Annotated in this window: 8 protein-coding genes; 1 reads left to right on the forward strand and 7 read right to left on the reverse strand. The window is 71.7% G+C overall.

The features are described 5' to 3' along the window. Nucleotides 1-78 precede the first annotated feature (78 nt). The gene (locus AC2YHB_RS12610; protein WP_179651731.1) at nucleotides 79-249 is read left to right on the forward strand and encodes a hypothetical protein; all 171 of its coding nucleotides are present in this window, start codon (nucleotides 79-81) and stop codon (nucleotides 247-249) included. Here AC2YHB_RS12610 and AC2YHB_RS12615 read toward each other — a convergent pair. The 7 genes from AC2YHB_RS12615 to AC2YHB_RS12645 form a co-directional block, all read right to left on the reverse strand. Then, nucleotides 240-2,243, reverse strand: coding sequence for a hypothetical protein (locus tag AC2YHB_RS12615; protein WP_179651729.1), 2,004 nt, complete (start codon nucleotides 2,241-2,243; stop codon nucleotides 240-242). The two genes, AC2YHB_RS12610 and AC2YHB_RS12615, sit on opposite strands and share 10 nt — an antisense overlap. Before the next feature lie 66 nt (nucleotides 2,244-2,309). Beyond that, nucleotides 2,310-3,728: an exopolysaccharide biosynthesis polyprenyl glycosylphosphotransferase gene (locus AC2YHB_RS12620; protein WP_179651727.1), complete on the reverse strand. Its 1,419-nt coding sequence runs from the start codon at nucleotides 3,726-3,728 to the stop codon at nucleotides 2,310-2,312. Continuing rightward, on the reverse strand, nucleotides 3,725-4,222 hold the full coding sequence (locus AC2YHB_RS12625; protein ID WP_179651725.1) for a glycosyltransferase: 498 nt from the start codon (nucleotides 4,220-4,222) through the stop codon (nucleotides 3,725-3,727). Before AC2YHB_RS12625 ends, AC2YHB_RS12620 begins: the two co-directional genes overlap by 4 nt. Then, entirely contained in the window at nucleotides 4,222-4,671 is a 450-nt protein-coding gene (locus AC2YHB_RS12630; RefSeq protein WP_036544917.1) for a polysaccharide biosynthesis protein, read from the reverse strand. Before AC2YHB_RS12630 ends, AC2YHB_RS12625 begins: the two co-directional genes overlap by 1 nt. Before the next feature lie 115 nt (nucleotides 4,672-4,786). Beyond that, nucleotides 4,787-5,470: a response regulator gene (locus AC2YHB_RS12635; protein WP_036544920.1), complete on the reverse strand. Its 684-nt coding sequence runs from the start codon at nucleotides 5,468-5,470 to the stop codon at nucleotides 4,787-4,789. Beyond that, the gene (locus AC2YHB_RS12640) at nucleotides 5,467-6,879 is read right to left on the reverse strand and encodes a sensor histidine kinase (protein ID WP_179651722.1); all 1,413 of its coding nucleotides are present in this window, start codon (nucleotides 6,877-6,879) and stop codon (nucleotides 5,467-5,469) included. Before AC2YHB_RS12640 ends, AC2YHB_RS12635 begins: the two co-directional genes overlap by 4 nt. A gap of 261 nt (nucleotides 6,880-7,140) precedes the next feature. Next, on the reverse strand, nucleotides 7,141-12,582 hold the full coding sequence (locus AC2YHB_RS12645) for a PKD domain-containing protein (RefSeq protein WP_487354038.1): 5,442 nt from the start codon (nucleotides 12,580-12,582) through the stop codon (nucleotides 7,141-7,143). Between the last annotated feature and the right edge of the window lie 182 nt (nucleotides 12,583-12,764).

Below are 12,764 nucleotides of genomic sequence, written 5' to 3' on the forward strand. Positions count from 1 at the left end.
CCTTCCCGTCATTCGAACACATGTTCTATTCTGTGACGCATGGCGGGGGTTCGGCACGTATGGGTGAGGCCGGCCTTCGTGCCGACCGAGCTCGCCGGGCTGGTGCTCGAGTGGCGCTCCGGCGACAAGGGCTGGGAGGGCTACGTCATGTACGCCGACCGTGAGGGCCGGATGGTCATGGAGTGGCTCCCCGCAGCCAACCTGCGGCCGATCAAGAGCTCGCCGCAGACCGGCTCGGCCTACGGCTGAGCGGCGCCCTGGAAGAGGAACATGGCGCGCGAGGACCATCCGGATCCGCTGGGTGCGATGGTCGTGCTCGTCCCCGCCAGGGCGCCGTGGATGCCCCACGTGGCCCGGTTGAGGGAGCCGTCGCTCGAGGCGAAGTAGAGCTGGCCGTCGGCCACGAAGGCGCCGCGCATCGTGCCGTAGGCCACCCCGGGCACCGAGTCCACGGAGAAGCGCTGCTGCCCGACCACACCCGACTCCGTCTCGAAGGAGCGACGGAACAGCCGGTTCGAGCCCAGCTTGGTGAAGTACATCCACCCCCGGTCGTAGAAGAGGGTGGTGACCAGCGGGACGTCACCGTTGTGCCAGTCGTCCTGGTAGACGATCTGGTCCGCCGTGTTGATCGTGACCGGTGCGCCGTACGTCGTGCCGTCGAAGGAGCGGCGGGTCAGGGTCCGGTTGCCGTACGCCGTGTAGAGGTCCCCGTTGACCATGAACGCACCGACCACGGTGCCCCAGCCGGTCCCGTTCGGGGCGTCGCTCGACGCCGTCACCTGGCTGCCGTCGAAGCTGCGCCGCAGCAGCTGCGACTGCGCGGTCGCGACCCGGTAGACCTCACCGGGCAGGGTGCCGTCCCGGCGGGCCGGCAGCCGGTTGCCGGTCGACAGGGGCAGGAACGCGACCTTCCGGTGGGTCTCGCCGGCGAAGACGTCGGTGTCCGAGCCGACGAAGAGGCCCTGGTCGGTCGCGACCATGTCGCGCACGCCGACGCCGAGGGTGCGGGTCGGGTTCCACGAGTACGGCAGGCCGTTGTGCGTGCTCAGCGCAGCGATGCCCGGGCGCGACACCGCGCCCTCGTCGGCGGCGTCGCCGCGCCCCGGGTTGTTCTGCCAGCGCTGGTGGCCCCCGGCGTACACGACGTCGTCGGTGACCTCGACGGACCAGGTCGTGTCGCCGCCCGTGTAGGCGGTCCAGGTCGGCGTCACGGCACTGCCGCTGGCCCCGCGCTCGAACCGGGCAACGACGTCGCACCCGCTCGTGCCGGCCATGCTCGCGGAGTAGCCGCCGTAGGCGCCCGTCGTCGACACGATGAAGAACGTGCCGTCCGGGCTCCAGTCGACGTCGGTCAGGTAGGTCTCGAAGGACGAGCTGCAGGCCGACTCGTACAGGGTGGTGCGGTAGTCGGCGAGGGTCGCGGCGCCGGGGCCGAGGTCGAGCACGGCGAGCTGGTGACGCCGGACGCCGTCCACGGTGTCGAAGTTCCCGATCGCCACCAGCCGCGCATCGTCGGGACTGATCGCGATCTGCAGCACGTTGGTCACCGAGCCGGCCCGGTGAACGCCGGCGATCACCCGGTCGTAGTACGGATCGAGGGCGCCGGTCGAGGCGTTCACGGTCGCGAGCGCGCGGCGTGCCGTGCCCTGGACGTGGGTGAACTTGCCGGAGATCCACAGGCGGTTCCCGCTCAGGGCGAGGTCGCGCACGGACCCGTTCAGCCTGCCGGTCTGGAACTGCGGGATGCGGTTGCCGGTGACGATGTCGGCCCGGAACAGGTTGCTGACGCTCACCGCCGAGCCGGCCGACGTCGCGGAGCTGAAGCTGCCGCCGATGTAGACGGACTGCTGGTCGGCCGAGGGCTCCAGGGCGTAGACCGTGCCGGTGGGATCAGGGGCGAACGACGTGCTGACCTGGCCCGTGGCGGCGTTGAACGCGAAGAGGTTCCGCCGCGGGATGTCGGTCGACGAGCCCGCGTTGCGCACCCTGGTGAAGCTGCCGCCGACCACGATCAGGTCGCCGATCCTCGTCATCGAGTACACGGCGCCGTCCATGACGTGGGGCGTGAAGCCCGCCGGGTCGTCGTCGACGATGCGGCCCGTCTGGGCAGCGGCGGGTGGCTGGGCGGCGACCGCAGCGACCCGCGCCGGGGTCGACGCCGGGGACGAGGCCGCAGGAACCAGCAGGCTCGTCGCGAGTGCGGTGCCGAGGAGGAGGGAGAGGAGCGCCTTGCGTGCCGTCACGGCTCCATCTGACATCGCCACGAGCCGCGGCGAATGCCCGAATTTGGGTGACTTTCGCACCGTTCGTCAGTACGCGCCGCCACCGCGGCACACGGCGCCGACGGTGCGCACCAGGATCCGTGCGTCGAGCAGCAGCGACCATTCGTCGACGTACTGCTGGTCGAGGCGGACCGACTCCTCCCAGGACAGGTCCGACCGTCCCGAGACCTGCCACAGTCCGGTGATCCCGGGGTGCACGGCGAGCCGGTGCCGGACGTCGGGGTGGTAGCGGTCCACCTCGCTGGGCAGGGCCGGCCGCGGACCGATGAGCGACATCTGGCCGCACAGCACGTTGAGCAGCTGCGGCAGCTCGTCGAGGGAGGTGCGGCGCAACCACCGTCCGATCCGGGTCACCCGGGGATCGTCGTGCACCTTGAAGAGGGGACCACTGGCCTGGTTGGCGTGGTCCAGCGTCACCTGCCCGGCGTCGGCGTGGACGGTCATCGTGCGCAGCTTCCACATCGTGAAGCGGGTGTCTTCCTTGCCGACCCGGGTGTGGCGGTAGAAGGCCGGCCCTGCCGAGTCCAGCCGCACGGCGAGCGCGAGTGCCGCGACCAACGGAGCGAGCAGCACCAGCGCGACCAGGGCGACCGCGCGGTCGAGGGCCAGCTTCACCACGTGCGACGCGCCGAAGCGCCGGGGGCGCCGCACGTGCAGCAGCGCGAGCGCGGCGCGGTCGAGCGAGGTGCGTCCGTACGCCGGCGCCGGGACGCCGGTCCAGACGAAGCTCTCCAGCCTCGCCTCGTCGAGCGCCCACTGGAAGCGTCGGAGGTCCGCCGTGCTGAGCGACGAGTCCGGCGCCACGATCACGGCGTCGGCGTCGCAGGCGCGGGCGAGTCCGGTGCAGGTCAGCAGCCCGTGGGTCACGGGTCCCGGCGAGTCCGCGCACGCGCCGTCGTCGGCGACGCAGGTGCCGACGACCTGGAAGCGGCCCGCGTCGGCCTCGCCGAGCTGCGCGAGCAGGCTCGCGATGCTGTCGCTGGACCCGGCGACGACGACGCGGTGGACGAGACCGGCCAGCGGGAACCCGTGCCGGGCGGCCGAGGCCAGGCACGCGCGGCAGACCATCCCCAGGCACGCCGCGGCGAAGCACAGGGCCGTCGTCGTGACGGCGTGCAGCGGGCGGTGGGCGAGGCTCGTGGCCAAGACGACGAGCGTCGGCACCACGAGGGCGGCCAGCCCGACCCGGCGCGCCCGCACGGGCAGGGTGCCGGGGAGCCGGTAGTCACCCGTCGCGGCGACGGTGACGAGCCAGATCAGCACGAACACCGCGCCGACGTCGGCGGGCAGGCCGACGGGCGCGGCGTTCGCGGTCGCCGCGACCAGGACGGCGGCAGCGCCGTCCCCGGCAGCGATCATCCGGCTCGCCCGGTGCACGACCGGCGCCATCCGTTCGCGCCCGGCGGTCGCGGGCATCGCAAGGGCGCGGGCCTCGACGACGGTCACTTGCGAACCAGCTCCTCGATCATCGCTTCGAACCGGGCAAGGGTCGGGGAGTCCCTGCGCCGCGCCGGCACCGAATGTCCCGCCAGGGCGGCGAGGTGCAGTCGCGCGGCGAGCTGGTCGATGTCGTGGGCGGTCGTGACCACGCCGCGGGCGCCCAGGAACCGGGCGAACCGGAGCTGGTGGTCGTCGACGTGCTCGCCGAGCCGCGGGTCACGCGGGACCACGACGGGGACGTGGCCGCGGTCGCGCGCGTCCATGATGCTTCCGGGACCGGCGTGGGTCACCACGGCGTCGGCGCAGTCGAGGAGCGAGACCAGCTCCGTCGAGTCGAGCATCCGGCTCCCGGGCAGGCCCTCGGGCAGCGGCGTCGAGCCGTGCTGCACGTGGAACCGGTAGCGGCCCTCGGCATGGAGCCGGGCGGCCCACCCGACGAGCCGGTCGAACGGGTGGTGGTCCGTGCCGACGACGACGGCGACGAGCGGACGCGCGGACATCACCACAGCTCCCCGACGACGACCGACGAGCGGTAGAGGTGCTGCTGCTCCTGCCACTGGACCAGGAACAGGTCCGTCGCGGGCCGGCACAGCCGCCCGGTCAGCGTGGGCGTCTCGACCCGGTCGTAGACCTCGAGGTAGACCGTGGAGCTGCGCTGCCGGCTGTGCATCCAGAAGTAGGGAACGGCGACGGCCGCGCCAGTCGACACGATCACGTCCGGATGGGTCAGGCTCAGCACGCGCCGCGCCTGCACTGCGTTGCGCAGGAGGTTCTTCGCGTTGCGCGTGGTGGGGTGGTGCGCCCAGGTCACGTCCTCGCCCTGGAGCTTGGCGACCGCGTCCTCGGTGTTGAAGGTCACCCAGTGACGGTCGTGCTTCTCCCACCACGAGCGCAGGCACATCAGCTGGGCGAGGTGTCCTCCCGACGAGGAGACCAGCAGCAGTCGCATGGGGAGCTCCGTGGGAACGAGTGATGGGCGCGCTCCGACCCTAGGATTCGGAGGGGGCACCCGCATGCCCGAAATGCGGGAAGGTGACCGCGGTGCCAGGAGTGGCGCGACACGCCTAGTCGCCCGGAGGCCGCCAGCCGACGCGGTAGGCGGCACCGACGGCGGCCAGCTGCGAGCTCAGCTCGAGCTTGGCCAGGATCGCCTTCACCTGGGTCCGGACCGTCGCCTCCGACACCACGCTCTCGCGGGCGATCTCCCGCACCTGGGCGCCTCGCATCAGGGAGCCCAGGACCTCCATCTCGCGCCGGGTCAGGCGCTCCAGGCGGGCCCGGATCTCGCGATCCTCCTCGTGCCCGTTGACTGCTTCGGCCAGGAGGTGGTGGCGCTCCTCGCGTGTCATCAGCGGGAGGCCGTCGCGGGCGCGGCGCACGATGGTGATGACGTCCTCGAGCGGGCTGGTCTTGGCCAGCACGGCGCTGGCGCCGCGTCGTACGCACTCCCCGCGCCAGGTCCGCTCGACGCTGCCGGTCACGACGATGACGACGATGCCGGCTCCGGCCAGGGGAGTGATGAGCCGCATCCCGTCGCCGACCTGCCCGAGCTCGAGATCGAGCAGGACGACCCGTGGCCGCCCGCGCAGCGCTGCTGCGAGGACGCTGGCGAGGGTGGCGTGCGGCGTCGTCAGGTCGATCCTCCGGACGTGGTAGCCGTCCGCCTCGAGGGTGATGGCCACCGACTCCGCGAACAGAGCATGGTCGTCGATGATCGTGACACGAGTCTCGAGGCCGGCCGCCGTCATCCCGTCATCCCGACAGCCTGGCCGAGACGTGGTCTGCGTTCGGTCGCGCGTGCGGGAGCGCGGAGGGAGACGACGAAGGACGTGCCGGCACCCGGTGTCCCGGGTTCCACGTGGCGCAGGTCGCCCCCGATCTCCTGCGCCAGTCGGCGGGCGCGCTGGAGGCCGATGCCCTGACCGGGCGAGTCCGCCGTGCGGGCCCCCCACTCGAAGAGACGGTCGCGGACGTCGGGCGCCAGGCCGGGACCGCGGTCGGAGACCCAGATCTCGACGAGGTCGCCGGTGCAGGCAGCATGGATCGCGGTGTCCCGCCCCGTCGCGTGCCGGGCGGCGTTGACGAGGAGCACGTTGACGATCTCCGTGACGGAGTCGTACCGGCCGACGGCCTGCAGGCCGGACGCCGTCCACAGCACCTCGTGGCCCTGCGCGGCGTGGGCGGTGACCAGCGGGGCGATCAGGTCGTCCAGGTCGAGGACGGTGATCTCCTGGACCTCGGCGTGCGACATGCGCCGATCCAGCCGGGCCGCCTCGACGTCGACCATGTGCTGGAGCGCCCGGCGCCGCGGTCCCGGGGGGAGCCGGTCGTTGGCCAGCAGGTGGACGCCCGCGACGATCCCGGCGGTGGCGGCACGGACCTCGTGGACGACCTCGCGGTCGTGCCGCACGGTGGCCTCGGCGATGGCCGCGCGCTGCCGCAGGTCCTGCTCACGGACCTCCCGCAGCCGCAGCGTCTCGAGCAGCAGCGCGATCGACGTGGTCGCGAGGATCGCGCTCGAGAGGGTGACGCCCACGATCGAGACGAACGGCGGGAGGGGGGCTTCGGTCACCGATGCCCACAGGCGCGCCATGAAGAGCGACGCGACACCGATGCTGATCCTGCTCGACGCCGACGGCGGCAGCGGCGAGCGCATCAGCCCGATGCAGACTGCCGCGGTGAACAGGCTGATCGTGGCCAGGAGCGCCGCGTCGAAGAGGTCGCCGACCCGCAGGTACGGCGTGGCGTCGGTCATCAGCAGCACCAGCCGCACCGCGAGTGTCAGCAGCCCGAGCACGAGGCCGGCCACGAGGGGGTTGCTCCGGGGCGGGCGCCCGCTCCGGCCACCGGCGCGGACGAGCAGCCCCACCACCAGCACGGTCATCAGGTGTCCGGAGGTGATCCGGTGCGCGTAGCCGCTGCGTGTCGGGTCCGCGACCGCGATGATCGCCAGGGGCAGGTCCTGCACCGCGACCAGGGTGGCGATCGTGGCCAGGTTGGCGCGCATGGCGCAGTGGGCGGCGCGGGCGTCGACGGCGAGCACCAGGGCGCTGCCGAGGAGGACGAGATCCGCGAGGACGATGCAGATGTGCGCCGCGAGGGCAGCGGGATCCGCCCCGGTGCCGTCCAGGAGCAGGACGACATACGGGTGGAGCATCAGTGTCGCGAGCGCGACCGGCCACCACAGCGGAGTGTGTCCCTCCCGCTGCCGTACCCCCTGTGCAAAGTAGTGACGGCTCTTCATTCGAGACCCACCCCCACGTAGGCGAGACGAGGCCCGTCCCAGCGGCCTCTCGTCTAGGGATTATGCGCGCGGCGGCGCACGCCGGTGGTCGAACGCCGGAACGTACCCAATTTTGGTGTTCTCGGTGCCGTAACCGATAACGCGTTCCAGCGTTGTTTATCCCCCTTGGGACAGTCACGGGGTGGCGACGGTCACGACCCTGGTCGTGGTGGCCGGAGCTCCCCACCCGTCGGTGACGGTCAGCGAGACGGTGTAGGTCCCGGCGGCCGGGAACGTGTGCGAGGTGGACGAGGCGGTGGAGGCCGGCGTCGCGTCGCCCCAGTCCCAGCGGTAGGTGATCGCGTCGCCGGGATCCGGGTCCGCCGAGCCCACGGCCGAGAAGTTGCAGGACAGGCCCGCGCACGCGGGCGCGTTCAGCACCGGGGTCGGCGCGTGGTTGTCCGCCGGCACCGCGATGGTGACGGTCTGCGTGGCCGTCGCGGTGACCCCCCATTCGTCACGGGCCGTGAGGACCACCGTGTAGGTGTTGGCCGCCGTGTACGTCCGGGTCGCGACCGGTCCGCTCCCGGTGCCGTTGCCGAAGTTCCAGGAGTACGTCAGGGCGGTGGCGTTCTCGTCGGTGGAGCCTCGAGCGTCGAAGGTGCAGACGTTGCGGGTGCAGCTGGCGGTGAAGCTCGCCACCGGCGGGTTGTTGGGCGGGTGGACCACGGTCACGTGGCGCTCGTACACCACGCTCACGAAGTTGTGCTGGTCGATGGCCCGCACCCGCACCGTGTAGCTGCCCGGCGGGACGACGGGCGTCGTGAAGGAGAAGTTGGAGCCGGGCGTCCCGGGACTGTTGAGGAAGGCGGTACGCCAGCTCGCGGTGGTGCTGGTGAAGGTCCCGGTGGAGCTCATGTACTGGCCGAGCGAGTTGACGATCCCGACCTCGACCCGCTGCATGGCCTGGTCGTCCTCGGCGCGGCCGCTCACGAAGATCTTGCCGTCGAGGAACTCGGTGCCCTCGAGGGGGTTGAGCAGTGCCTCGTTGAGCACCGGAGGCTGGTCGCCGGGGTAGATCGGGTAGCGCGAGGTGGCGCCGGTCGTCGACGGGTCCTGCTGCCCGGCGGTGTCATAGGCGTAGGCCGTGACCGCCCAGTCGCCCTGGCTGGGCAGGGAGACCGCCAGGCTCCACGACGTGCTGGTGGCACCGGGGCTGGCCAGCGTGGCGTCCAGCGTGGCGAACGCGGCGGCCATCGTGCCTCCGGGCTGCAGGTAGCGGCTGGTGTCCCGGTCCTGGATCGCGATGCCGACCCGGGCGACGCCCTTGTCGTCGGTCGCGGCACCGGCGAGGTTGAGCGCGAGCACCTGCTGACCGGTGATCGTCCCCGTCGGCGTGATCGTCGCGTTGGGTGGGCTGTCGCCGGGGATCTGGGCGTTGACGGTGAGTCGGCCCTGCATGCTCGACGGCGTGCCCAGCCCGATCTGGTCCTCGGCGGTGACCGTGAACGAGTAGCTGCCGGGACTGAGGTCGAACGGCGTCGTGTAGCTCCAGTTGTAGCTCGCCTGGTCGAGGTTGACCGGCGAGACCCGGTAGGAGCCGGCGATCACGCCGGTGCCCCAGGAGCCGTCGGAGGCGAGCCGCTCCCCGGTGGAGTTGTTGCGCAGCGTGATCGAGACCTCGTTGAGCGCCTCGTCGTCGTTGGCGGAGCCCGCGAAGGTGATCGGGCTGCCGGGGCTCACCGTGACCGGTTGTGCGGTCGTGGGAGGCACCATGCTGGCCGGCTGGGTGATCGAGACCGTCGGCGCCTGGCCGTTCTCGGTCACGATCCACCGCCGGTCCGCGGTGTCCAGCGACGACTGGCCGGCCGTGTCGCTCGACCTCGCCTGCGCCCACCACTCGTCCTCGAACGGCACGGTGATCTCGTAGGACCAGGTGGTGCTCGTCGCTCCGACGACGTCGGGCTCGACCTGGAAGGTGTTGTAGGTGCCGGACACCGTCCCGTCGTCCTGCAGGTAGCGACCGCGGGTGTCGCGCAGCGTGAAGCTGACGCCGTTGACGCCGAAGTCGTCGGAGGCCGTGCCGGTGATGGTGAACGTGAGCTGGCTCTGCGGGCTGGGCGGTCCCGTGATGCTGGTGGTCGGCGTCCGGTCGGTGGTGCCGAACGTCTCGAACTTCTTGGCCGCCTTGGTGTTGTCGGCGGTGCCGTTGCCGGCCACCGCCCTCGCCCGCACGATGAGCTCGCGGTTGGCGTTCATGGTGAGCGGCAGGCGCCACGTGCGCGACGTACCAGTTCCGGGGTCGAGGACGGCGTCGAAGGTGTTCGTGGCCGTGGAGCCCCACGTCGTCAGGTCGTCGGCGAGGTAGCGGTTAGACGTGCGGTCCATCACCTCGACCTCGACCCGCTGGATCCCGCTCGCGGCCGTCGCCGTCCCGGTGATCTCGAACTCCTCGTCCACCGGCTCGATCCGCCCCTCGATCGGGGCGGTGATCACCGTCTGGGTGCCGTTCTGGGCCGGCACGTTGTTGAAGTCGAAGAACGCGATGCGCCCGACGTTGTAGCTGCCCTTCGTGTTGCCGTCGCCGCCGACGAACAGCCCGCGCGGGGTGGCCTCGATGTGCTTGTCGCCCTCGTAGGAGTTGGACGGTGCGAACCACTCGAGTGCGTGACCGTCCGCGGGGTCGAGCGCAGCGAGGTGGAAGCGCTTCACGACCGCGTCGCCGAGTGCGTACGCCGACAGGCCCTGGCCGGTGCCGTAGCCGACGTCGTCGAGGCCCGGCCACGGGACCGGTGCCGTCGCCGACTCGGCCCACTGGAAGTGGCCGCCGATGTAGATGCCGGCCTCGGTCGCGGCGACGGAGTACACCGAGTCGAAGTGCCGGGAGATCCAGGTGGGCTGGGCGTTGGTGTCGTCGTCGTCGAAGTCGTAGCGGATGACGGTGTCGTTGATCGGCGGGCGGTCGCCGCCGGAGCCGCTGGTGACGACGAAGTACGAGTCGTCGGGTGCGATGTCACCGCCGTAGATGCGCTGGATGCCGCCCACGAACTGGAGGTTGTCCTCCCACAGCGTCGTCCTCCACGGCGTCAGCTTGTTGGTGCGGGTGTTGATGATCGCGATGCCGTACCGGTCCTTGCCGTTGACCTGCCGACCGGTGTGGACGACGAGCAGGCGTCCCTCGTCGTGGGTCAGCTTGAGTCGTTGCACGGCGAGCTCGCCGTTGGTGCCGATGCCGCCGGTGATGTTGTTGACGAAGTCCGAGCGGACCGCACCCGTGACGCCGTCGACGGCGACGAGCGCGCCCCGCGGCACGTTGTTGATCGTGCTGAACCGCCCGCCGGCGTACACCGTCGAGTTGGTGACGGCCAGCTCGTTGACCTTGCCGTTGGCGTTGGCGGTGAAGCCCTCGATCGGCGCGCCCGTGGTCGGGTTGATCCGCGCGATCGCCTTGCGGCTCAGCCCGTTGACGGTCCCGAAGTTGCCGGAGATGTACAGCTTGGTGCCGTCGGGCGAGGCCTCCACGGCGTCGACCTGTCCGTTGGTGAAGGTCGGCCGGAAGGTCGTGTCGACCTGCCCCGTGCTCCAGTTGTACGCCGCCAGGTAGGCCTGGTTGATCGTCGCGCCGTTGTTGGGCTGGCGGATGGAGGTGAACGACCCGGCGACGTAAACGCGGTTGCCGACGACCTCGATGTCCCAGATCTCGCCGGTCGTGATCGTCGGCTGGTTGGTGCGCGGGGTGTCGGGGACGAGCGCGGTGTGGCCGGGCGCGGGGTTCGGGGGGACGGCGCTCGCGCTGCTCGTGGCCTGGTCGACGTGGCCGTGGCCGTCGTCGACGGTCAACGTCACCGTCCGGGTGCCGGGGGTGGCGTAGGTGTGCTCGGGGTTGACGCCCGTCCCGGTCTGGCCGTCCCCGAACTGCCAGCTGTAGGTCAGCGGGTCCTTGTCGACGTCGAAGGAGTGCGCGGCGTCGAACTCGCAGGTGAGCCCGGCGCAGCCGGTCGAGAACTCCGCCACGGGAGGCTCGTTGGTCCCGGTGCCGTCGACGCCCGGGTCGAGCACGATCGAGAACATCATCGACCGCGAGACCGACGTGCTGGTGGTGGCGGTGCGGCCGGCCAGCGGACCGACGGGGACGGCGCCGTCGCTGTCACCGAGGATCCCGCTGATCTTCCCGGTCCCGGTGCCGGTCGCCTGGCTGCGGCTCGACGTCCCGGCCGGCAGGGTCCAGGTCGTCGGATCCGTGGACTTCTCGCTCCACAGGTTCACCAGCCACGAGTTGGCCTGCGTGGCGGTGGTCGCGGGCGCGGTGTGGCTGGAGGCCGGGGCGTTCGCACCCCCCAGCGCGAACGCTCCGACCTCCGCCGGTCCGGTGCTCCGATAGGCGGCGACGGTCATCACCGACTTGACGTAGGCGCTGCCGGTGACCGTGACGGTCCGCCCGGCGTCGGCGGCGGTCGCGCTGCGGGTCCATGCCAGCCCACGGATGCCGTTGCCGTCGCGCGACTGCAGCAGGTCCCACCCGGCGGGCGCGCCGTCGATGGTGCTGGAGGTGGAGTTGGTGACGAGGAACAGGACCAGCCGGTCGCCCGGCTCGACGGCGGCCGGGATCGTCACCGAGTGGCCGGGCCGGTTGCCGGCGGTGCTGGCGGCGGCGACGAAGGTCACCTGTCCCGCCGTCACCGCGACGTCCGGGGCGACCTGCCGCGTCGCGGTGTCGTCGTTGGTCCCGTCACTCACCGTGAGGGTGACCGTTCGTGGGCCCGCCGTGGCGTACGTGTGCTCGGGGGTCCTCCCGGAGCCCGTGCTGCCGTCCCCGAAGGTCCAGGCATAGGTCAGGGCGTCGCCGTCGGGGTCCGTGGAGCCGGAGGCGTCGAAGGAGCACACGAGGCCGCTGCAGCTGGCCGTGAACGCGGCGTCGGGCGGGTTGTCCGGCAGGTTCCCCGGGCTGATGACGACGGAGTACGTCGCCGTGCGCGACGCCGTCGTACTGGTGGTCGCGGAGCGGGCGGCCGCAAGCCCGGTGGGGACGGCGCCGGCCGAGTCGTCCCAGATGCCGCTGATCTTTCCCGTCCCCGTGCCCGCTGCCGAGCTGCGCCGGGTGACGCCGGAGGGCGAGGTCCAGGTGGTGTCGGTCGACGACTTCTCCGCCCAGACGCTGACCACCCAGGAGCCGGGGTCGGCGACCGTCACCGCCGGGGCGGCGTGGCTGGTGCCGGCCGTGTTGGAGCCGCCCGCGACGCCCACCACCGCCGGGTCGGCACCGGTGCTGCGGTAGGCGGCGACGGTCATCACCGACTTGGCGGAGGCGCTCGTGGTCACGGTGACGTTGGCGTCGACGTCGGCTGCGGTGGCGGTCCTGGTCCACAGCCGGCTGCGGATGCCGTCGCCGTCGCGCGCGGCGACCTCGGTCCACCCGGCGCCGGGGTCGGCGATCGTGCTCGCGGTCGAGTTCGTCGTGAGTGCCATCAGCAGGACGTCGCCGGCCCGAACGCTCGCGGGCACGCGGACCGTGTGGGCGGTCCGGTTGCCCGCCGTGCTGGCGGCGTCGACGAAGGTGATCGCTCCGGCGGCCGCCTGGGCGGGTGGCGCGATTGGCGCGAGTGCGGGGAGGGCCGCCAGGGCGATGATGGGGAACAACACCCTGACGATGTGTCGCCGTAGTCGGCCTGGGACCGGTTGGCGCCGACTGGTGGTGGTTGAACACATGTGCTTCACGTCCCCGCACTCGCATGTCCCTCGGTCCCGAGGGCCCTGCGATCGTGACAAGCGGCGGGCGCCTCGGGCATGACCGATATTGGGCAGGTTCGGCACCTGCCCGC

Source organism: Nocardioides sp. SRI_004, assembly GCF_057586415.1.

What these genes read in the sequence shown, in the direction of transcription:
- AC2YHB_RS12625 (WP_179651725.1), bottom strand. Translation starts at nt 4,222, where the DNA reads ATGTCCGCGCGTCCGCTCGTCGCCGTCGTCGTCGGCACGGACCACCAC.
- AC2YHB_RS12630 (WP_036544917.1), bottom strand. Translation starts at nt 4,671, where the DNA reads ATGCGACTGCTGCTGGTCTCCTCGTCGGGAGGACACCTCGCCCAGCTG.
- AC2YHB_RS12635 (WP_036544920.1), bottom strand. Translation starts at nt 5,470, where the DNA reads ATGACGGCGGCCGGCCTCGAGACTCGTGTCACGATCATCGACGACCAT.
- AC2YHB_RS12640 (WP_179651722.1), bottom strand. Translation starts at nt 6,879, where the DNA reads ATGCTCCACCCGTATGTCGTCCTGCTCCTGGACGGCACCGGGGCGGAT.